We start from the raw sequence: 20,638 nt of genomic DNA on the forward strand, positions 1-20,638 counted from the left end.
GCCCCGGCCTTGTAGCAGGCGAACACTGCGAGAATGAGGTCAGTGGAGTTCGGCAGAAGGATAGAGACGATACGTCCCGGTTCCGCCCCGCGTGCTGTGAGGCCACGGGCAGCCCGGTTGCTCCCCTCCTCCAGCTCTTGCCAGGTAAGCGAGCGTCCGCCCGCCTCCACCACGACCGTGTCGGGCATTTCCGCGGCGTAGAAGCCGGGGATCGCCGACAGCGGAAAGCCGAGCTCGGGTTCTCTGGTCATGTCACTCATTTGTCCTCCTCGAGGATCTCGCCGTCACGGACGAGCCGATCGTTCACGTCCGCCTGCCGGAACGTCGTCCCGGTCTTCGCCGCCTGGGCGGCCTCCTTTGCCATCACCTGGTCCTCCTTCTTCAGGGCCCGTCCGAGTGCGATAGACAGCAGGCCACCGACTATGGAGACTCCGATGATGATCCAGAACCCGGTGGTCGGAGTACCCGACGCGGTCTCCGCCAGACCAAAGACGTAGGGTCCGACGAATCCTCCGGTGAGCCCGACGGTGTTGATGAACGCCAGGCCGGCCGCTGCCATGAGGCCGGTCATCCGCGGCATCGCCACAGACCAGAAAAGCGGGAGAGTTCCGATGAACAGAAAGCCGAGAACACCGATCAGGATGATCCGAAGCACGGGCGAGGAGGTCATTAGAAATGCCGCTGCGGCGACGGCACAGCCAATGGCGAGGATTCCGATGATGGCGGACTCGTTGGTGTATCGCTTCGCGATTCGGGGAATCACGAGGACACCCACCGTGCCACCGATTCCAGTAACTCCACTGAGTAGACCGATGGTGAAGCTGCTGCTGATGTTCATCTCCTCGATGATGGAGGGGACGTTGAAAGTCACACCGTTGTTCGTGACCTGATTGAGGAAGTAGATGAGCCCCACGAGCAGGATGAACGGGCGCCCGAAGGCGACTTTGAAATTGCCTCTGAGCGAATGCCGTTCATGCGCCTCATCACCGCCGGTCGCCGCCTCCGTGAGAGCATCGGCCTCCTCCTGACTCAGCCAGTCCGCTTTCTGAGGCTTGTCCGGCAGCATGAACAGGACGACTAGCCCCACGAGGATGGTCAGCAGGCCCTCGACGAGGAACATCCACTGCCAACCATGGAGCCCCGCCGTGTCCTGCATACCCATCAGGGCACCGCCCAAGGGAGCTCCGAAGAACATCCCAAGGGTAGCGGCAAGATAGGTGTACCCGATTGCGGTCGCGCGGTCCTTCTGCGCGAACCACTGCGTGATCATGAACATCATCGCCGGGAACAGACCCGCCTCAGCCGCACCAAGGAGCATGCGCAAGAGGTAGAAGGTGAAGTCGTTGGTCACGAACATCATCAGTGCGGTGACCGTTCCCCAGCTCGCCGCGATGCGGAAGATCCACCGACGAGGCCCGACGCGGTACATGATGAGGTTGCTGGGAACCTCGAGGAAAGCGTAGGTGATGAAGAACAGTCCGGCTCCCAGACCGAATGCGGCGACACTGATGCCGACATCCGCCTGCAGGTGCGTCTTCGCCATCGCGATATTGGTGCGGTCCACATAGGACATGAAGTAGGCGAGGCACAGGATGGGCAGCAGCCGGAGCATAGCCTTCCTCGTGGCCAGTGCGTGGATGCCACCAGTGGACTTGTCGCCTCGGCTGGGCTCTCGGACTGCCGGAGGATTCTTGATCGACATCGTGCTCACCTCCCCAGTCCGGCGGCTGCGCCTGCGGTCACGGAGCCCGAAGCTTCCTTGGCCAACTGCACATACAGTGCCGTCTGGTCGAATGCGGACCCGAGGGTGTGCGGGTCCCCGAGATCGGAGATCCTGTCCCAGTTGGCAGCAACGCCTTCGGCCGTGCACTCCTCCGCTGGCAGGGCCACCGGCTCTGCCTCGACCATGCGGGAGACCGCGAAGACACCGGCACCGGCACCAAGGATCACCCCGGTCGGGGCGTCCGGCGAGACGAGGAAAACGGCACCGGGAGCGACCGTCTCTGGGCCGAGCTGCGCTGCAGCGTCCTCCTCGATCAAGCCCGCTGTCATCCGGGTTGCGGCGGTAGGAGCGAGCGCGTTGACCCGGATTCCCTTTCGCTCTCCCTCGATGGCCAGGACGTTGGCGAGTCCGACGAGTGCGGACTTCGCCGCACCGTAGTTCGCCTGGCCGAAGTTCCCGTAGATTCCGGAAGCCGAGGTTGTCATCAGGATGCGCCCGTAGCCCTGCTTGACCATGTGCGGCCAGGCGGCCTTCGTGCAGTTCACGGAACCCATGAGGTGAACATCAACGACCTTGCGGAAATCGTCGAGGTCCATCTTCGCGAACGTCTTGTCGCGCAAGATGCCAGCGTTGTTGACGAGGATGTCGACCCGGCCCCATCGCTGTACGGCCTCGTCGACCATCGCGGCGGCCGCCGTCGCATCCGAGACATCAGCGGACGAGGCGACGGCCTCTCCTCCGGCTGCGGCGATCTCGGCGACGACTGCGTCGGCGGCACCGAGGTCGTTGACCACGACCTTGACTCCCCGGGACGCCAGGTCGAGGGCATGGGACCTGCCCAGACCTCCGCCGGCACCGGTGATCACGGCTACTTGTCCTTCAAAGTTCACGGTTGCTCCTTATCGCGTTTACCTGCAGTACTCCCGAGTATTATGTGTCACAGGTCTCATATATGTCAAGGAGATTATCTACCTCACAAAATCTCTTTGCGGGCGACCTGCGGGAGGTCCAGCAACCGGCCAAGGTGGTTTATGGGAGTAGAAAGATGCTGATTGCATTGCACCCCCTTCACCCCCGAACCCATGCCTGACCTGCGGCACAAGAGAACACTGGAGGGGGCGCGGGGCACCCCGGGTGACCGTGCACGAACACTCACCTCATATCCGGAGGAGCACCAGTCATGACCGCTTTGATCGCGAGCTACGCCCGCACCCCGTTCACCAAGTTCACGGGGCAGCCCCACGACCTTCTCGCCGACCAGCCCGCCACCGCGTTGGGCTCGCACGCCGCGAAGGCCGCGATCGAACGCGCCGGCATCACCCCCGACCAGATCGACCAGGTGGTCTTCGGGCAGGTCATGCAAGCCGGCGCGGGCGAGAACCCCGCCCGCCAGACCGCCGCCGGGGCAGGCGTGCCGAAGACGGTCCCCGCCATCACCCTGAACGCCGTCTGCCTGTCCGGCCTCGAGGCCGTCGCCCAGGCCGCACGCCTGATCAACGCCGGCGAGGCGGAGATCGTCCTGGCCGGTGGCCAGGAGTCGCACTCCCAGGTGCCGCACGTGATCAACCTGCGTGCCTCAGCCGGACGCGGCGACGCCACCCTCGTGGACCTCATCGACCTCGACGGCCTGCAGGACATGTTCTACAACATCAACATGGTCCAGCTCACCGAGCAGGGCAACAAGGAACTCGGCGTCTCCCGTGAGGAACAGGACGCCTACACCGTGGAGTCGCAGCGCCGTGTGGCCGAGTTCGCCGACTGGCGCAACGAGGAGATCGCGCCCTTCCCCGGCGCCGCGAAGGACGGCGGCGACCTGGCCTCGGACAACAGCGGTCACGCGGGGACCACCATGGAGGGCCTGGCGAAGCTGCGCCCGCTGCTCGGTGGCGAGAAGGACACCATCACCCCCGGGAACACCGGTCCGCTGGCCAACGGTGCCGGCGCACTCGTGATCGTCAGCGAGGAGGCCGCCGAGAAGTACGGCATGACCCCGATCGCCCGCATCGAGGCGACCGCCTTCGTCGCCGGCCCCGAGGACAACACCTACCTGCACTCCCAGCCGTCCCACGCCATCTCCGCCGCCCTGGAGAAGATCGGCGCCACCCCGGACGAGCTCGTCGCCGCCGAGATCAACGAGCCCTTCGCCCTCGTCGGCCTGCAGTCGGCCCGTGACCTGGGCCTGGCCCCCGAGGTCGTGAACCCGCACGGTGGTGCGCTCGGCCTGGGCCACCCGCTGGGCGCCACCGGCGCCCGCATCATCGGCACCCTCGCCCGCGAGCTTAAGGACGCCGGCCCCGGCTCCCTCGGTGCCGCCGCGGCCTGCGGTGGCGGCGGTCAGGGCAGCGCCGTGCTGCTGCGCGCGCTCTGACTTGAGCGTCCTGAGACGGCACCCGCCTCCTAACCGCGCAGTTCCTCGAGCAGCGGAGCGTACATCCGCGCCTTGATCGTCGCCAGGGTGTCCCCCGCCTTGCCCGTCTGCGCGGCGGCGAGGTCCACGGCGGTGGGCAGCACGTCCTGTTCGTCGACGGCGCGGTCGACCACTCCGGACGCCGCGGCGCCCACCCCGCCGAAACGCTCGGAGGTGACCATGGCCCGGTGTGCGACCTGGCGGTCCAGCCGCTCGCGCACCAGCGACGACATACCGTCGGTGAAGGGGATGCCGATGTCTGCCTCCGGCAGGCACCAGAACCCACGGTCGGCACGCATGACCCGCAGGTCGTGGGCCAGGGTGAGCATCGCGCCGGCGGCGTAGGCGTGCCCCTGCACGGCGGCGACGGTGACCACCGGCAGCGACAGGATCCGGGCGTAGAGGGCCTCCACGCTGTCGAGGTAGTCGGCGCGCTGGTCCTGGTGGTCCTCGAGCCACTCCAGGTCCAGGCCGTTGGAGAAGAACTTGCCGGTGGCGGTGGTGACCAGGGCACGGGGCCCGGTGGCGGCGCCCACCTCGTCGAGCAGGGCGGTGACCTCCTCGACCCAGCTCGGGTGGAAGCGGTTCTCGGTGTCGCCGAGGTCGAGGACGAAGACGTCGTCGCGGCGGGCAAGAGTGGGCACAGTGGGCACAGTTTTCCTCACGGGTCGGCGGGCAGGTCGGCGGGCGGTGACTCCCCCAGTGTCGCAGGTGCGCTCCGCCGCCGCCCCGTCTTAACCGTGATTACCCGTGATTAACCGTGATTCGCCCGCTCGAGCAGTTCCTCGAGCTGTTCACGCGTCACCGAGCCGCCGCTCAGTCCCGCGACGCGGTCCAGGGGGATCGACGACATCAACGTCACCACGTCGACGCCTAACCCGTCCCCACCGGATTCACCGTCCCCGCCGAAGACGTTGCCCAGCGACTCCGCCACCGACGGCACCGCCAGCGCCTCGCCGAGGGTGGACTCCAACGTGAGCGGCACGCGGACCTCCTCACCCTCGAGGTCGACCTCCACGGATCCGCGCAGGTCCCGGCTGGAGGATCCCAGGTGCACCACGTATCGGCCCGGTTCCAGCACGAAGCGGTCGACCCGCACGTCCCAGTACTCCAGGTCACGGCGGTCCAGGTGGATCTCGATCTCCTCGCTCGCACCGGGTTCCAGGGTCACCGACCCGAAGCCTGCCAGCGCCCGCTCCACCCTGACCTGCGAGGAGTCCGGGACGGCGACGTAGGCCTGGACGACCTCACGTCCCGCGCGGCGTCCCGTGTTGGTCACCGTGACCGTGACGGTGATGCCGTCCCCGTCGTCGTCGGGCTGCCCGTAGACGTCGTCGTAGCGGAAGGTGGTGTAGGACAGCCCGTGGCCGAAGGGGTAGGTGACGCGCAGGTTGCGGGCGTCGTACCAGCGGTAGCCCACGAACAGGCCCTCGCTGTAGCGCACGTGGCCGTGCTCCCCGGGGAAGTCCAGGTAGGACGGGTTGTCGGCGAGCCGGGTGGGCAGCGTCTCGGTGAGTTTTCCGGAGGGGTTGACCGTCCCGGTGAGCACGTCGGCGATGGCCGCCCCGCCGCCCTGGCCGAGCAGGTTGGCGTCCAGGATGGCCGGCGCGAGGTCGCTGACCTCCCCGAGCTCCAGGGCACCGCCGTGCGACAGCACGACCACCACCCGGTCCTGTACGGCGCGCACCGCCCGCAGCAGTCCGAGCTGTTCGGCGGGCAGGCCGAGGTCGGTGCGGTCGAGCCCCTCGGTCTCCTGGTCGGGCGACAGGCCGAGGAAGACCACGGCGACGTCGGCGTTGGCGGCGTCCTCCACGGCCTCGGCGAGCAGCCCGGCGTGGCGTCCCGAGCCGTCCGTGGTGAACCCGGCGGCGTAGGTCACCGGCGCGGCGATCCGCTCCTTGAACAGCTCCAACGGCGAGTCGACCCGGGTCGGGTTCACGTGCGAGCTGCCCGCCCCCTGGTAGCGCGGCTCCGCGGCGAAGGCGCCGATGACGGCGACGGAGCCGGTCACGCCGGACGCGGCGATGGGCAGGATGTGGCGGCCGTCGGCGTCGTCGTTCTTGAGCAGGACGATGGACGCCGCGGCTGCCTCGCGGGCAAGGGCGTGGTGTGCCTCGGCGTCCACCGCGGCCCCGTCACCGCCGGACGCCTCCTGTGCCTCCTGTGCCCGGCGCGCCCGGGCAGCCAGGCGCGCGACGCGTCCTGCGGCGGTGGTGACGACGTCCTCGTCGAGCTCACCGGCCTCGACGGCGGCGACGACCTCGTCGTCGGACGCCCCACCGTCCGAGGGCATCTGCAGGTCCAGACCCGCCGCGACGGCGGCCACCCGGCCACCGACGGCGCCCCAGTCACTGACGACGACCCCGTCGAAACCCCACTCGCCGCGAAGGACGTCGGTGAGCAGGTCGCGGCGGTGGCGCACCGGCACCCCGTTGACGGCGTTGTAGGAGCACATGACCGTCCAGGGGCGGGCGTCCTCCACGATCCTGCGGAAGACGCGCAGGTAGACCTCGCGCAGCGGCCGGGGGTCCACGTCGGAGCTGGCGCGCATCCGGTCGTGCTCCTGGTTGTTCAGCGCGAAGTGCTTCAGGCTCGCACCCACTCCCCCACCCTGCAGGCCGGTGACCCAGGCGGAGCCGAGCACGCCGGACAGGTGAGGGTCCTCGGAGTAGTACTCGAAGTTGCGCCCGCCCAGGGGCGATCGTTTGATGTTCACGCCGGGGCCGAGCAGCACCTGGACGTCCTCGGCGCGGGCCTCGGCGGCCAGGGCGGCGCCCACGCGTTCGAGGAGTTCCGGATCCCAGCTCTGGCCGAGGCCGGCCGCCGGCGGGAAGCACGTGGCCGGCACGCTGCCGGCCAGGCCCAGGTGGTCCACCCCGCCGGTCTGCTTGCGCAGGCCGTGCGGGCCGTCGGTGAGGGTGACGGAGGGGATGGTGCCCTGCGCTCCGTCCACCTCCCTGGTCTGCCAGAAGTTGCGGCCCGATCCCAGGGCGGCCCGGTCGGCGAGGGGCAGTGCTGATACGTCGGGAGCATCGGTGGTGTGGTGGCTCATGGGTCCTTTGTACGGGGAATCTTCACCGGATGTGGTGCGGGCCACTCGCCCCTCCGGGGAAATCAACATGAAGGGGCATGAAGACAGGCGAAGACACAGAGACGGCCATAATCGGAACCTTCCGCGGCGGGGTCGTCAGGGGTACAGTCTCGGCAAGACCACCCGTCCAACCAGAAACGAGTGCCATGTCCGACACACCCCGTCCCCGCCCCGTCCACCTCGTCATCATGGGCGTCAGCGGAAGCGGCAAGACAACCATCGCCGAACAGCTCGAGCTGCGCACCGGCGTCCCCTACGCCGAGGCAGACGTGTTCCACCCCGAGGCGAACAAGAAGAAGATGGGCTCCGGCCAGCCCCTCAACGACGACGACCGTTGGCCCTGGCTCCACGAACTGCGCGACTGGATGACCTCCCAGGCGGAGAAGGGCCACTCCACCATCGTGACCTGCTCGGCGTTGAAGAAGTCCTACCGTGACGTGCTCCGCGAGGCCGTCGGCGACGAGTTCTTCGTCCTGCTCGACGCCCCGGAGGACGTGCTCGCCGCGCGCATGGAGGTCCGCAAGGGCCACTTCATGCCGGCCTCGCTGCTGCGCTCGCAGCTGGACACCCTCGAGGGCCTCGCCGACGACGAGAACGGCCTCACCGTGGACGCCACCGACACCCCCGAGGCCCTCGCCGACGAGGTGCTGGCACTCAGCGCGTTGGCCACACTCGCCCACGAGGGTGGCCGACCGTGACACCCGCGGCGGACGGTCCCCTCCTGCTCGCCGCCGACGCCGCCGACGCCACAGCTTCGACCGCCGGCGAGGGCCAGCTGGTCGCCGCCGCCGTCGTCGGCATCGCCCTGATCATCGTGCTGATCGTCTGGGCGAAGCTGAACCCCTTCCTGTCGTTGATGATCGGTTCGGCGGTGCTGGCGCTCGTCGCCGGCACCCCGCTGGTCGAGGCGTTCGGCAGCTTCACCGAGGGCTTCGGCGGCACCGTCGGCGACGTCGGCGTGCTCATCGCCCTGGGTGCGGTGATCGGCCAGTTCCTGGTGAAGTCCGGCGCCGCCGACAGCATCGTCGACGCCTTCCTGGACCGCACCAGACCCGCGCTGCGCCCCTGGGTCATCGCCGGGCTGGCGATGCTGCTGGGCATCCCGCTGTTCTTCGAGGTCGGCATCGTCCTGCTGATCCCGGTGGTCATGCTGGCAGCGCGCCGGTCCCAGCTGCCGGTGATGCTGCTGGGTATCCCGGCCCTGGCCGGCCTGTCCGCCCTGCACGCCCTGGTGCCGCCGCACCCGGGCCCGCTGATCGCGGTGAACGCCCTGGGCGCGAACCTGGGCCTCACCCTGGCCCTGGGCCTGCTGGTCGCGATCCCCGTCGTGGCGATCGCCGGCCCGCTGTCGGCGAAGGTGATGGCACGGTGGGTGCCGATCGAGGCCCCGACCTCCATCTCCGGGCAGGACGTCACCGTCGTCTCCGACGAGGACCGTCCGTCCGTGGGACGCGGCCTCACCGTGGTGCTGCTGCCGGTGGTCATGATGCTCTCGCGCACCGTGGTCGAGTCGCTGCAGGTCTCCGAGGATTCCGTGGTCTACAAGACCTTCGAGTTCCTCGGCGAGCCGATCGTGGCCCTGCTCGCCACCGTGCTGGTGGCGATGTTCTTCCTCGGCTTCGGTGTGGGACGCACCCGCCAGGAGGTCTCCGACCAGGTCGGCGGCGCCTTCGGCCCGATCGCCGGGGTGATCCTCATCGTCGGTGCCGGCGGCGGATTCAAGCAGACCCTGGTCAACACCGGGGTCGCCGACGTGGTCGGCCAGTGGGTGCAGGCCGCCCCGGTCTCCCCGCTGATCGCCGGCTGGCTGGTCGCGGTGTTCATCCGCCTGGCCACGGGTTCGGCGACGGTGGCCACCGTCACCGCGGCCGGGATCATGGCACCGGTCGCCGCCGGCATGGGCTCCACCGAGGTCGCCCTGCTGGTCCTGGCCGTCGGCGCGGGTTCGGTGTTCTTCTCCCACGTCAACGACGCCGGCTTCTGGCTCGTCAAGGAGTACTTCGGCATGACCGTGCCGCAGACGCTGAAGACCTGGTCGTTGATGGAGACGATCCTCTCCGTGGTCGCCCTGGCCGTGGTGATGCTGGTCCACCTGATCATCTGACCGGTCGTCAGAACCGTCCCGTCGCACGCTCCCCTCGCGGGGCCACCCCTCCGGGTGGCCCCGCTTTGTGCTGTTCAAGATGCAGGTAGGGTCGTGGGACTTTGGAACGACAGATGGGAGTACGAACCATGACCGACCAACTCACGTTCACCAACCCCGTCACCCGCCACCCCAGGATCGAGCCGCCGAAGCAGCATCAGCCCGAACCCGGACTGGACGCCGACCTCGTCCCCGCCGCCGACATCGGCGCCACGGGCTACCGCGGCACCGGACGCCTGGAGGGCCGTAAGGCGCTGGTCACCGGCGCCGACTCCGGCATCGGTGCGGCCACCGCCGTCGCCTTCGCCCGCGAGGGTGCCGACGTCGCCCTGGCGTACCTCCCCGAGGAGGAGCAGGACGCCCGGCGCGTCGCCGACCTCGTCGAGGCCGAGGGGCGTCGCGCCGTCCTGCTGCCCGGCGACCTGGGCGACAAGGCGTACTGCACCGACCTCGTGGAACAGGCCGTGGCCGGCCTCGGCGGGCTGGACGCCCTGGTGAACAACGCCGGACGCCAGATCACCGTGCCCTCCTTCGAGGAGGTCACCGACGAGCAGTGGACGAGGACGTACGACGTGAACGTCCACGCCATGGTCCGGGTGACCAGGGCGGCGCTGCCGCACCTCGGGCCCGGGGCGACGATCGTGAACTCCACGTCGATCCAGGCCTACGACCCCTCGGACCACATCATGGACTACGCCTCGACCAAGGCGGCGATCAACAACCTCACCAAGAGTCTGGCCACCCAGCTGGCCCCGAAGGGGATCCGCGTCAACGCCGTGGCCCCGGGGCCGGTGTGGACGCCGCTGCAGGTCTCCGACGGCCAGCCGCAGGACGCGTTGCCGGGCTTCGGCCACGGACCCCGCTGGGACGCTCCGGCCAACCGGTCGAGCTCGCACCCGCCTACGTGTTCCTGACCTCGCAGGAGTCCAGTTACGTGGTCGGTTCCACCATCCACGTCAACGGCGGACAGATGACCCCGTGACGCACAACCACACGAAAGGACCCGAACGATGAAACTCGACACAGTCCGCGGCCTCAGCGATGCGCAGGGCCCCTTCGCGACCCTCTACCTGGAGGGACGTGCCGCCTCCGAGGACGCGGCGAATGAACTACGCCTGCGGTGGGACGCCCAGCGTTCCTCGCTCGCCGACGACGGTGCCGGAGAGGAGACGCTCGCCGCGATCGACGACGCCCTGTCCACCCCCGACGCCACCGAGGTGCAGACCGACGGTCGCGTGATCGTCGCACACCCGGGCGGTGTCCTGCTCGACGAGGCGTGGGACGCCCGCGCCGGCACCGGCGACGACTCCGCCTTCGGCGACATCCCCGAACTGTCCGCCTACGTGCGTGAACGTGCACGCGCGGTGCGCGTCCTGCTCGCCGTCGTCGACCAGACGGGTGCCGTGGTCCGGCGCCTCGTGGCCACCGAGGACCGCAACCTCGACGAGAGCGGTCACGACGTCGTCGACGCCAGCAGCGACGAGCCCGTCCGCAAGCCCCGGCAAGGGGCGTTGTCACACAACCAGATCCAGCGCCGCGCCGACGAGGCCGTCAAGCAGAACGCCCGTGGCGTCGCCGACCACCTGGAGGCCACGGCACGCGCCTGGCGTCCGGACGTCCTGGTGCTGGCCGGTGAGACGCAGGGGCGCGCCGCCGTACGCGGCGAACTGGGCACCGAACTCGCCGCGACCGTGCAGGAGACCGACGAGGGCGGACTCACCGAGGCGTCCGGCGACAACGCCGGCGAGGCCCTCGACCGTGCCGTCGGCACCATCGCCAGCGACGTCGCCGCAGGCCACGCCCTGGCACAGACCGAACGTTTCGAGGAGGCACGGGCCCGCGGCCGCACCGCCGAGGGCGTGCACGCCGTGCTCCAGGCCGCAGGCATGGGCGCGGTGGAGACACTGCTGCTCAACTACGACGTCCCGACCACCGGGGAGAGCGAGATCGTGGTCAGCTGCGCGCAGGTCGACGCCGACGCCGCCCTGATCGACGCGGAGGTCACCGACGGCATCGCCGCCGTCCTGCGCTTCGAGGCACCCGAGGAACTGGGAAGCTCGGAGTTGAACGGATGACCCAGGACGAGCCGGGCTTCGTCACCCGGCTCTGGAGACAGTTCACCAGCCCGGAAGGCTCCACGGCCGCACTGCAGATCGCCAAGTGCGTGATCGCCGCGACCGGGGCCTGGTGGATCTCGGTGACCTTCCTCGACACCAGCTTCCCCTTCCTCGCCCCGTGGGTGGCGCTGCTGACCATCGACGCGACCGCCTACCGCACCCTGTCGCGCGGGGTGCAGTCCACGATCGCCTCGCTGCTGGGCATCGGCGTGGCCTTCCTCGTCGGCCACCTGCTCGGCGTCTCCGTGTGGACGTACGCCCTGGCGCTGCTGGTGGGGCTGGTGCTGGCGCGTCTGCCGTGGATCCGCGACGAGGGTGTCACGGTCGCGACCATGTCGATCTTCATCCTCAGCGACGGTTTCTCCGAGCAGCAACAGCAGTTCGGCGACCGCATGATGGAGATCGCGGTGGGCATCGTCGTCGGTGTGGTGGTGAACCTGCTGGTCCTGCCCCCGCTGCGGGACCGTCAGGCGTCGCGCTACGTGGACAGCGTGAACCGCCGGATGGGCTCGGTGCTGGAGAACATGGGCGAGGAGTTCGCCTCGTCCTGGGACACCGACCACGCCGACGACTGGATCCGGGAGACCGACTCGATCAACGAGGAGCTCAACTCCGCCTGGTCGGTGGTGCGGTTCGCCCGGGAGAGCCGGCGCGCCAACCCGCGGTCCTACCTGGACCAGCTACGCCGGGCCCGCGCCCGCGGGCAGCAGACCCCCGACCCGGAGGACGCCAGCTGGGAGGACATCCTGCGGCGCGCCGGTGAAGGCGTCTCGCACCTGCGCAACCTCGCCCGGACGCTGCGTGAGGCGTCCTACGCCGACGGTGAGTGGGACACCCGCTTCCGTGAGGAGTGGGCCTCGGTCGCGCGCGACTCCGGACGGGCCGTGGCCAACCCGGACGCCGAGGTCGAGCCCCTGTCAACGCGCCTGGAGAACCTCACCGAGCAGCTCTCGAACGACGAGAACCTGCCGACCATCCACTGGCCGGTGTACGGCACGATGATCACCGGCCTGCAGCACATCGTGGAGATCGTGGACGACGTGGCCTCCTCGCGGCAGGCCCGCGCGCCCAGCTGAGGCCGCCGCGTGTTCGACACCTTTGTTCGAACACCGAAATTTTCACGTCCGTGGCCGGTGCGATGATCTGTCCAGTCCTTCGAGGAGAGGACGCCCCCACCGAGACAGAGAGACGTTTCACCGTGACCACGAACTTTCAGCCCCAGCCGTTCCAGCCCGAGCCCTTCCAGCCTGAGCAGCCCGCCAAGAAGCCCTTCTACAAGAGGATCTGGTTCATCGCCCTCGCCGTGGTCCTGGTGATCGGCGTGGCCGTGGCCGTCACCGGTGAGGACGACGAGACCGCCACCGCAGGCGCCACCGAGACCACCGAGGTGACCCCGGTCGCGGAGGAGCCGTTGGTCGACGAGGTGGTCGACGAGGCCGCCGCACAGGAAGCCGCACAGGAAGCCGAGGAACCCGTCGTGGAGGAGGCGGTCGAGGAGGACACCGCACAGGACGCCGGTGGGGACGTCCCGCGCGAGTACAGCTCGGCACTGCGTAAGGCGACGACGTACTCAGACATGATGCACATGTCCAAGGCCGGCGTCTTCGACCAGCTGACCTCGGAGTACGGCGAGGGGTTCTCCGCGGAGGCCGCCCAGTACGCCGTGGACAACGTGGAGGCCGACTGGAACGCCAACGCCCTGGAGAAGGCGCGGACCTACCAGGACACCATGGCGATGTCCCCGACCATGATCCACGAGCAGCTCGTGTCCGAGTACGGCGAGAAGTTCACCGTCGAGGAGGCGGACTACGCCCTGGCGAACCTGGAGCGGTAGCTCCCTCCTGGAGTTCGGGGGTTTCGGCTCGCGGCGAGAGCAGTTATGCTTTCAGCACTATTGAGCGCCCGGCGCCCAATCCCCGATCTCGCAAGGAGTCCAGCTGTGCCGTCCCACCACCACCGCCCCGTGCGGGGCCGAGGGCTCGTCGCCACCGGCCTCGCCGCCGCCCTGACCGCAGGAGCCGTCGGTGCCGCCCCGGCGTTCGCCGACCCCGGCCTCCCCGGCTCAGGCACGGGGTCCGCCGGCGGCTCGGTGTCTGGTTCGGTATCGGTGGTGGACGACCTCGTCGCCGACGCCAAGCAGCAGGTCTACAACATCACCGACTCCGAGTTCGTTCGCACTCCCCTGGCGAACGAGATCCTCGGGCGCACCGCCGCCCCGGTGGTGGTCCTGGGCGCGCAGCTGCAGGACGACTGCTCGGCACCGCCGGTCCTCGAGGACCGGCTGGACGCCGCGGCACGGCTGCTGAAGGACCACCCGGAGAACCCGGCGATCCTCACCGGCGGAGTCACCGTCGAGGACTGCCCGAGCGAGGCGGCCGTCATGGAGGCCGGCCTGGAGGACCGCGGTGTCGACAACGACATCATCCTCGAGGAGGACTCGTGGAACACCCTGCAGAACGTGGAGAACACCGCCGGGACGATCGAGAAACTCGGTGGGACCACGATCGTGGTGACCTCCGACCCGCACTACCTGCGCGCGCTGAAGAACTACCGTGACGCTGGCCTGCGCGCCTTCGGCTACGTCGGCGGCGTGGGCTGACCGTCGCCCCCCGTCAGTCCAGCATCTCCACGGTGACACGGTCCTCCGACACCAGGCAGCGGAACTGCATGCCGTCGTCCCGTGCCCCGTGGGTCACCTCGACGCCCTCGACGTGCTCGCTGAACACCTGCCCGTCGACGACCCACCGGTCGGCGTCCGTGTCCGGTCGGGCGTCCCACAGGTCGAGCTCGGCGTCCTGCCCGAAACCGGTCTCCCAGCGGACCTCCTCACCGCAGTGTTCCCGTGCCCCGGACTCCCCCAGCCCGCCGGCGAGCGTCTGGTAGCTCTGCAGGAACCACCACAACGCCACAACGCCGACCACCGCGACCAGGGCGATCACGGTGACGGCGGTGAGGACGACCCGGCGGTCAGGCGTCCCGGGCATCCTCGGCCCCAGCCGGCGAACCGGCCGACGACTCGGCCGTGTCCTTGCCCATGTCCCGCGCGTCGATGCGCAGCACCAGGGCCAGGACGAACACAAGCACGGCGATGCCCGCGCCAAAGAAGAACGCGATGTGGACACCGTCCACCAGGGCACCCACCGGATCACCCGCGGACGATCGCGAGGAGCCGATGCCCATCACGGCGATGAACAGCGCGGTACCCGCCGCGGCGGCGAGCTGCTGCAGCGTGTTCAGGATCGCCGAACCGTGGGAGGAGATCTTGTCCGGCACGGCGGCAAGCGCGTTCGACATCAGCGGGGTCATCATCAGCGACAGCCCGATGTTCAGCACCACCGCGACTGCGGCGAGGTACCAGAACGTCTTGTTCTCGTCGAGCATCAGCAGCATGACCATCGCGGCGACCAGCAGGGCACCGCCCGGGATGATCAGGGGCCGGGTACCCACGCGGTCGTAGAGACGTCCGACGATCGGGCCCATCGCACCCATGATGATGCCGCCCGGCAGCGTGACCAGGCCGGTCTGCAGCTCAGACAGGCCCAGCACGGTCTGCCCGAAGATCGGCATGATGATGATGAAGCCGAACAGCGAACCGAAGGACAGCAGCATCAGTGCCATCGACAGGATGAACTCGCGGATGCGCAGGGGCTCGGTGTTCATCAGGGGGGCGCGGTGCTCCCCTGCTGCCTGGGCGCGCATCAGCATGCCCTGACGACGGAAGAAGACGGTCAGGACCAACGCGCCGACGACCAGGCAGACCACGGCGACGGTCGGGAAGCCCTCGGCCGCCGCAGACAGGCCGGACAGGCCGTAGATCGTCGCGGCGAAACCGACCGCGGACAGACCCACGGACAGCAGGTCGAACGGCGGGCGGCTGGGCTCCTGGAAGTTGCGGATCTGCCAGACACCCATCAGCAGTGCGAGCACGGCCAGCGGGATCATGACGATGAAGATCCAGCGCCAGTTCAGCAGCTCCAGGATGAGGCCGGCGAACGTGGGGCCGAGGGCCGGGCCCACGGCGATGACGATGGTCACCAGGCCGAAGACCGAGCCGCGGCGCTCCACCGGGATCAGGATCATGATGGTCGTCATCAGCAAGGGCATGATCAGGGCGGTGCCGGCAGCCTGGAGGACGCGTCCCACCAGCAGGATGGCGAACGCCGGGGCCGCGGCGGCGAGGACGGTGCCGGCGAGGAACAGCGACAGGGCGATGATGTAGATCGCCCGCAGTGTCAGCCTCTGCATCAGGTAACCGGTGGTCGGGATGACGACCGCCATGGTCAGCATGAACACCGTCGTCAACCACTGGGCGACGTCCTCGGTGATGTCGAACTCACGCATCAGCGTGGGCAGTGCGTTCGACAGGGCGGTCTCGTTGAGAATCGCCACGAAGGCCGCGGCCACGAGGATGCCGATGAGCAGCCCGACGTTCACGCCCTCGTTGGCGGGACGGGTGCCCGTGTTCTGCGCCGCGGACGGGGCTCCTGAGTCTGGTCCTGAATGTGGATCGGTGTGTGCCATGGGGTTCCTCCCGGGGTACTGCACGACGAGGCCTCACACAGGTGGTGTGGGATCCGTCGTCGGTGGGCTGCGGCGGCGAATCACACGCCACAGCACTCTGCACGGGTCATAAGGCAAGCAAAAAGACCCCCTTGCGATCGGAGGTCTCGTATGCGTTATCCGGGACGTCGGGCTCTGTGGCGACGAAATACACCGCACCCGTGCACTAGCCCTGCCATCTTAGAGGGGGTCGGGGACCCGTGCAACCTGGGTCTGACCACACATGACGTAGGTCAGCGTTCGGTCGTGGAACCGTCCGTGGCCTCGGCGTCGGACGGCTCGGACGCCTCGGATGCGGCGTCCTCGATGCTCTTCGCGTCACCCTCCCCGGAACCCTCTCCGGGGGTGATTTCTCCGGCGGACCCGCCGCCGAGCTCCGCACGGATCTGCTCCAGACGCGAGGCCGCGGCCATGTCGCGCCCACTGGTCTCGATCTCGGCCATGCGCCCGCGCACACTGTTCTCGGTGAGCTCCTGGGCGCCGAGCGCGTTGGCGTAACGCGACTCGATCTTGTCGCGGACGCTGTCGAGCGTGGGCACACTGTCGTCGGCCTGGATACCCTGCATCGACTCCAGCGCCTGGTTGGAGCTCTCCTGCATCTTCGCCTGGTCGACCTGGGCGCGCAGCTGGTCGATCTGGCCCATCTGCTCCTTGAGCCGGACCTCCGACTGCTTCTGCTGCTGCTGTGCCTGCTCCGCGGCCTGGGTGGCCTGGGCGTGCATCTTCTTGGTGTCCTCGATCTCCTGCTCCACGGTGACGAGCTGGGTGGCGAAGATCTCCGCGGTGTTGGTGTACTCGCCGGCGGCGGCGGAGTCCCCCTCGGACGTGGCCTTGTCGGCCTGCTGGAGGGCGGTGCGCGCGTTGTTCTGCAGCTTCTCCTGGTCCTTGACCAGCCGGTTCAGGGTCATCTCCAGCTGGTTTCGGTTGCCGATGATCCGGGCGGCGGACTCGGTGACCTCACGGTGCTGCTTCTTCGCCGCCTCGGTGGCCTGCTGGATCTGGACCTTCGGGTCGGCGTTCTCCTCGATGGTGGTGTCGAGGGACTGCATCAGGTACTTCCAACCCTTCGAGAAGGGATTCGCCATGGCGGCACTCCTAACGTTGTCTTCCGCGGTCTTCACTGTCTTCGTTGTCTTCGCACGGCGCGTGTCCGGTCCATCCCCAGCATAAAGGGTTTTCCGTCTGTCCGTCCCGAAGGACGGTTACCATCGGTGACCATGACTACAACCGCCGCCTGCATCGAAGCCACCTCCGCCGGGGCCGACCTCACGAAGGGCACCGTCACCCGCCGCGACCTGCGCGCGGACGACTGCCTGCTCGAGATCCGCTGGTCCGGCATCTGCCACTCCGACATCCACACCGTCAACGGGGACTGGCCCCACGAGAACTTCCCCCTGTCACCCGGACACGAGATCATCGGCACCGTCCTGGAGACCGGTGCCGACGTCACGAAGTTCGCCGTCGGCGACATCGTCGGCATCGGCTGCATGGTCGACTCCTGCGGCGAGTGCGCGTCCTGCGCCGACGGTGAGGAGAACTACTGTCTCGAGGGCCTGACCGGCACCTACAACGGTGTCGACCGGCACGACGGCAGCATCACCCAGGGCGGCTACTCCACCCACATCGTGTGCCGCGACGACTTCCTCATCCGCATCCCCGAGCTCCCCGGCGGCATCGACGGCGACACCATGGCCGCGATGACCCCGCTGCTCTGCGCCGGCATCACCACCTACTCCCCCCTGAAGCACTGGGGCGTGGGCCCCGGGTCCCGCGTCGCGGTGGTGGGCATGGGCGGACTCGGCCACGTGGCCGTGAAGATCGCCGTCGCCCTCGGCGCCGAGGTCACCGTCTTCTCCCACGGCCTGTCGAAGAAGGAGGACGGCCTGAAGTTCGGCGCGTCCTCCTACGTCGCGACCGGCGGGGACGCCGCCGACACCTTCCACAAGGACCACGCCGACGAGTTCGACCTGATCCTGAACACCGTCTCCGCCGTCCTGCCGATCCACCGCTACATCAGCATGCTTGCCGTGGACGGCACCCTGGTCATGCTCGGTCTCCCCCCGGAGGGCATGAACATCCGCACCGGCCAGCTCGCCGGACGGCGGCGCAGCGTCGCCGGCTCCAACATCGGCGGCATCGCCGAGACCCAGGAGATGATCGACTTCTGCGCCGAACACGGCATCACCGCCGACATCGAGCTGGTCTCCGCCGACAACGTCAACGAAGCCTACCGGCGCGTCCTGGGGTCACAGGTGCGCTACCGCGCCGTCGTCGACGCCCGCACCATCTGAGCGGACGGACCGGCGGGAGGTACCGCTAGCCGTTCTGCTGCTGCTCGGCGACCTTCTGGCGAACGTCGTCCATGTCCAGGCCCTCGACCTCGGTGATCAGGTCGGTAAGGGCCTTGGGCGGCAGCGCGCCGGCCTCGCGGTAGACCAGGATGCCGTCACGGAACGCCATCAGCGTGGGGATCGACTGGATCTGCAGTGCGGCGGCGATGTCCTGGTTCGCCTCGGTGTCGATCTTGCCGAAGGTGTAGTCCGGGTACTTCTCGGACACGTTCTCGTAGACCGGGCCGAAACGCTTGCAGGGACCGCACCATTCGGCCCAGAAGTCGAGCAGCACGATGCCGTCGCCCTGGATGGTGTCCTGGAAGTTCTCGTTCGTGATCGTGGTGGTGGCCATTGCCGTACCTTCCTTACTGACGCGTGTCTGTCGTCGAATCTGTCTACACGGGTTCAACGTCACGTGCGGCGGGACGTATTCCCCGGCGTGGGTTCACCGCCCCACGGTACCGGGGACCGCGACGTGGCGTCACGGCTCCGGTCAACCGCCTGCGGCGGCCCCGGCGTTCCGATAATGTCTGGGAACATGACTACACACGCCACCGGCACCTACAAGCTGTGGAAGAAGCTCAACGGCAGCGCACCGGGCCGCGGGCTCTTCTCCCTCGGGTTCAGCCTGAAGGCACCCTACTTCCGCACCGTCTTCCCGCGTATCCGCGTGGCCGAGCCCGGACGAGCCGTGGTCCGTATCGGTGACTGGTGGGGCGTGCGCAACCACATCGGCACCTACCACGTCATCGCCGCGCTCAACGGGGCGGAGGCGGCCATGGGAATGCTCTGCGAGTCCAGCGTCCCCACCACGCACCGGTGGCTGCCGCGCGGCATGCGCGCCGACTACCCCGCCAAGTCCTCCGGCGGGCTCACCGTGACCGCCACCGCGGACTTCCCCGACTTCTCCACCATCACCCGTGAGACCGGCGGACAGCTCGTGACCGTGGACATCGCGCTGATCGACGACGCCGGCAACGAGCCCGTCCACGCCCAGATCGACGTGTGGGTGTCAGCGAAGAAGGGCTGATCACCAGTCCGTGAGCCAGTGGCCGAGCAGGAAGGCCACCACGGCCAGGACCGCCATGGCCACCACCGACACCACCGCCGGCAGCACGCGGCCGCCACGCAGCAACCCCACCGCGTCCACCGAGGCACTGGAGAAGGTGGTGAAACCGCCGCAGAGTCCGGTGCCCACCAGGGCGATCAGCCACCAGCTGTCGCTCAGTCCGTAGAGCGCACCCAGCGCCAACGAGCCGGCGGTGTTGACCACCAGCAGCCCGAGGAGCAGGTCGCCGCGGGAGCGACGCGAGATCGCCGCGTCCAACCGCCACCGCAGCCACGCCCCGGACCCGCCGCCGAGGGCGACGAGCAATGCCGCGACGAGGGACACCTCCCCGGTCATGCCGCCGCCCTCCCCTCACCGGGCACGAGGCGTTCCCCGCACCACAGCCCCGCGCGGGCGAGCAGCAGCCCCAGGACGACCGTGCCGACCAGGTAGACGACCGGCCCGAGCAGGCCCCCGGCGTCCTGTACGGTCGCCGCGGCGATCGCCGAGTAGGACGTGAACCCGCCGAGCAGGCCGGTGCCGAGCGTGAGCCGCAGGCGCTCGCGACGCCCGGGGGCGCCGTTGCGTCCGACGTCCCGGACGAACGGCAGCGCCCCGACGAGCATGCCCATGACGAAGGCCCCTACCTGGTTCACGACCAGGAGGGGCCACAGGGATCCGGTCACACCGGTGTCCACGGTGAACGTCCACCGCAGGAACGCGCCCGCCGCTCCCCCGGCGAAGACGAGGAGGCCGGCGGTGCGCGCACCGTGGCCCGAGGTCGGGCCGGACGTCACAGAAGTCATGTCCGCGATGCTAGGCCACCGCGGACGATTCGTCAGGCGGTCACGCGTTCTTCGTGGCCGAGACGTCGAAGTTCAGCTTGATCTTCTCGGAGACCAGCACGCCGTCGCTCTTCAGGGGGGCGTTCCAGGTCAGGCCGAAGTCGCTGCGGTTGATCTCGGTGGAACCCTCGAAGCCCACGCGGCTGTTGCCCCAGGGATCGGTGACCTCGCCGTCGAACTCGAAGTCCACGGTGACCGACTTGGTGACGTCCTTGATGGTGAGGTCACCGGTGACCAGGAGGTGGTCGTCGCCCTCGGCCTCGACCCCGGTGGAGGTGAAGGTGATCGTGGGGTAGGTCTCCACGTCGAAGAAGTCCGCGGACTTCACGTGGCCGTCGCGGTCGGCGTTGCGGGTGTCCAGCGAACCGGCC

At 68.8% G+C, this 20,638-nt stretch carries 21 protein-coding genes and 1 pseudogene; 10 read left to right on the forward strand and 12 right to left on the reverse strand.

What is annotated here, in order from left to right; translation table 11 throughout:
• From ACT3S3_RS14260 to ACT3S3_RS14270, 3 genes are all read right to left on the reverse strand, one after another.
• The coding region (locus ACT3S3_RS14260) for an AMP-binding protein (protein WP_301443080.1) at nt 1-260 on the reverse strand (260 nt) is incomplete at its 3' end.
• A complete protein-coding gene (locus ACT3S3_RS14265; protein ID WP_301443079.1) occupies nt 257-1,702 on the reverse strand; it encodes an MFS transporter in 1,446 nt (481 codons plus the stop codon). The genes ACT3S3_RS14265 and ACT3S3_RS14260, both read right to left, overlap by 4 nt.
• A gap of 5 nt (nt 1,703-1,707) precedes the next feature.
• Entirely contained in the window at nt 1,708-2,613 is a 906-nt protein-coding gene (locus tag ACT3S3_RS14270; RefSeq protein ID WP_441578802.1) for an SDR family NAD(P)-dependent oxidoreductase, read from the reverse strand.
• A gap of 290 nt (nt 2,614-2,903) precedes the next feature.
• On the opposite strand from ACT3S3_RS14270, the gene ACT3S3_RS14275 reads away from it, so the two are divergent.
• Nucleotides 2,904-4,091, forward strand: a complete 1,188-nt coding sequence (locus ACT3S3_RS14275) for an acetyl-CoA C-acyltransferase (RefSeq protein ID WP_301443077.1) — start codon at nt 2,904-2,906, stop codon at nt 4,089-4,091.
• A gap of 29 nt (nt 4,092-4,120) precedes the next feature.
• Here the strand turns inward: ACT3S3_RS14275 and ACT3S3_RS14280 are convergent, their stop codons facing one another.
• Together ACT3S3_RS14280 and ACT3S3_RS14285 are read right to left on the reverse strand one after the other, a co-directional pair.
• On the reverse strand, nt 4,121-4,774 hold the full coding sequence (locus ACT3S3_RS14280; RefSeq protein ID WP_301443076.1) for an enoyl-CoA hydratase-related protein: 654 nt from the start codon (nt 4,772-4,774) through the stop codon (nt 4,121-4,123).
• Nucleotides 4,775-4,884: 110 nt separating this feature from the next.
• Complete coding sequence (locus ACT3S3_RS14285) at nt 4,885-7,182, reverse strand: glycoside hydrolase family 3 C-terminal domain-containing protein (protein WP_441578803.1); 2,298 nt, start codon at nt 7,180-7,182, stop codon at nt 4,885-4,887.
• Nucleotides 7,183-7,367: 185 nt separating this feature from the next.
• On the opposite strand from ACT3S3_RS14285, the gene ACT3S3_RS14290 reads away from it, so the two are divergent.
• The 7 genes and pseudogenes from ACT3S3_RS14290 to ACT3S3_RS14320 all read left to right on the forward strand — a co-directional run bounded on the left by ACT3S3_RS14290 (nt 7,368) and on the right by ACT3S3_RS14320 (nt 14,080).
• On the forward strand, nt 7,368-7,919 hold the full coding sequence (locus ACT3S3_RS14290) for a gluconokinase (protein ID WP_441578804.1): 552 nt from the start codon (nt 7,368-7,370) through the stop codon (nt 7,917-7,919).
• A gap of 23 nt (nt 7,920-7,942) precedes the next feature.
• Nucleotides 7,943-9,325 (forward strand): GntP family permease, encoded by a 1,383-nt coding sequence (locus ACT3S3_RS14295; protein ID WP_301443081.1) that lies wholly within the window; start codon nt 7,943-7,945, stop codon nt 9,323-9,325.
• Between the two features lie 113 nt (nt 9,326-9,438).
• Nucleotides 9,439-10,346: pseudogene (locus tag ACT3S3_RS14300) on the forward strand (SDR family oxidoreductase).
• Nucleotides 10,347-10,374: 28 nt separating this feature from the next.
• Nucleotides 10,375-11,439, forward strand: coding sequence for a baeRF2 domain-containing protein (locus ACT3S3_RS14305; protein ID WP_301442426.1), 1,065 nt, complete (start codon nt 10,375-10,377; stop codon nt 11,437-11,439).
• Nucleotides 11,436-12,557: an FUSC family protein gene (locus ACT3S3_RS14310; protein WP_301442425.1), complete on the forward strand. Its 1,122-nt coding sequence runs from the start codon at nt 11,436-11,438 to the stop codon at nt 12,555-12,557. Before ACT3S3_RS14305 ends, ACT3S3_RS14310 begins: the two co-directional genes overlap by 4 nt.
• Nucleotides 12,558-12,679: 122 nt before the next feature.
• Nucleotides 12,680-13,315, forward strand: a complete 636-nt coding sequence (locus ACT3S3_RS14315; protein ID WP_301442424.1) for an Ltp family lipoprotein — start codon at nt 12,680-12,682, stop codon at nt 13,313-13,315.
• Between the two features lie 105 nt (nt 13,316-13,420).
• On the forward strand, nt 13,421-14,080 hold the full coding sequence (locus ACT3S3_RS14320) for a YdcF family protein (RefSeq protein WP_301442423.1): 660 nt from the start codon (nt 13,421-13,423) through the stop codon (nt 14,078-14,080).
• Nucleotides 14,081-14,093: 13 nt separating this feature from the next.
• On the opposite strand, the gene ACT3S3_RS14325 is transcribed toward ACT3S3_RS14320, so the two are convergent.
• From ACT3S3_RS14325 to ACT3S3_RS14335, 3 genes are all read right to left on the reverse strand, one after another.
• Nucleotides 14,094-14,465, reverse strand: coding sequence for a hypothetical protein (locus ACT3S3_RS14325; RefSeq protein WP_301442422.1), 372 nt, complete (start codon nt 14,463-14,465; stop codon nt 14,094-14,096).
• The gene (locus tag ACT3S3_RS14330) at nt 14,449-16,002 is read right to left on the reverse strand and encodes a DHA2 family efflux MFS transporter permease subunit (protein WP_301442421.1); all 1,554 of its coding nucleotides are present in this window, start codon (nt 16,000-16,002) and stop codon (nt 14,449-14,451) included. Before ACT3S3_RS14330 ends, ACT3S3_RS14325 begins: the two co-directional genes overlap by 17 nt.
• Before the next feature lie 272 nt (nt 16,003-16,274).
• Nucleotides 16,275-17,126 (reverse strand): PspA/IM30 family protein, encoded by an 852-nt coding sequence (locus tag ACT3S3_RS14335; RefSeq protein ID WP_301442420.1) that lies wholly within the window; start codon nt 17,124-17,126, stop codon nt 16,275-16,277.
• Between the two features lie 132 nt (nt 17,127-17,258).
• Between ACT3S3_RS14335 and ACT3S3_RS14340 the strand changes: the two genes are divergently transcribed.
• Complete coding sequence (locus ACT3S3_RS14340) at nt 17,259-18,332, forward strand: NAD(P)-dependent alcohol dehydrogenase (protein ID WP_301442419.1); 1,074 nt, start codon at nt 17,259-17,261, stop codon at nt 18,330-18,332.
• A gap of 25 nt (nt 18,333-18,357) precedes the next feature.
• Here ACT3S3_RS14340 and trxA read toward each other — a convergent pair whose 3' ends face one another.
• Nucleotides 18,358-18,726, reverse strand: coding sequence for a thioredoxin (gene trxA, locus ACT3S3_RS14345; protein ID WP_301442418.1), 369 nt, complete (start codon nt 18,724-18,726; stop codon nt 18,358-18,360).
• Nucleotides 18,727-18,912: 186 nt separating this feature from the next.
• Between trxA and ACT3S3_RS14350 the strand changes: the two genes are divergently transcribed.
• Nucleotides 18,913-19,404 carry a hotdog fold domain-containing protein gene (locus ACT3S3_RS14350; RefSeq protein ID WP_301442417.1) on the forward strand — a complete coding sequence of 164 codons (492 nt, stop codon included), beginning with the start codon at nt 18,913-18,915 and terminating at the stop codon, nt 19,402-19,404.
• Here the strand turns inward: ACT3S3_RS14350 and ACT3S3_RS14355 are convergent, their stop codons facing one another.
• From ACT3S3_RS14355 to ACT3S3_RS14365, 3 genes are all read right to left on the reverse strand, one after another.
• Nucleotides 19,405-19,779, reverse strand: a complete 375-nt coding sequence (locus ACT3S3_RS14355) for a fluoride efflux transporter FluC (protein WP_301442416.1) — start codon at nt 19,777-19,779, stop codon at nt 19,405-19,407. It abuts the gene before it with no gap.
• Nucleotides 19,776-20,228 carry a CrcB family protein gene (locus ACT3S3_RS14360; RefSeq protein ID WP_301442415.1) on the reverse strand — a complete coding sequence of 151 codons (453 nt, stop codon included), beginning with the start codon at nt 20,226-20,228 and terminating at the stop codon, nt 19,776-19,778. Before ACT3S3_RS14360 ends, ACT3S3_RS14355 begins: the two co-directional genes overlap by 4 nt.
• Nucleotides 20,229-20,268: 40 nt before the next feature.
• On the reverse strand, nt 20,269-20,638 hold a 370-nt coding region (locus tag ACT3S3_RS14365; protein WP_444626954.1), incomplete at its 5' end, for a YceI family protein.

The sequence above is a fragment of the Corynebacterium sp. AOP40-4SA-5 genome (assembly GCF_052377355.1).
In the GTDB taxonomy this organism is placed as follows: domain Bacteria; phylum Actinomycetota; class Actinomycetes; order Mycobacteriales; family Mycobacteriaceae; genus Corynebacterium.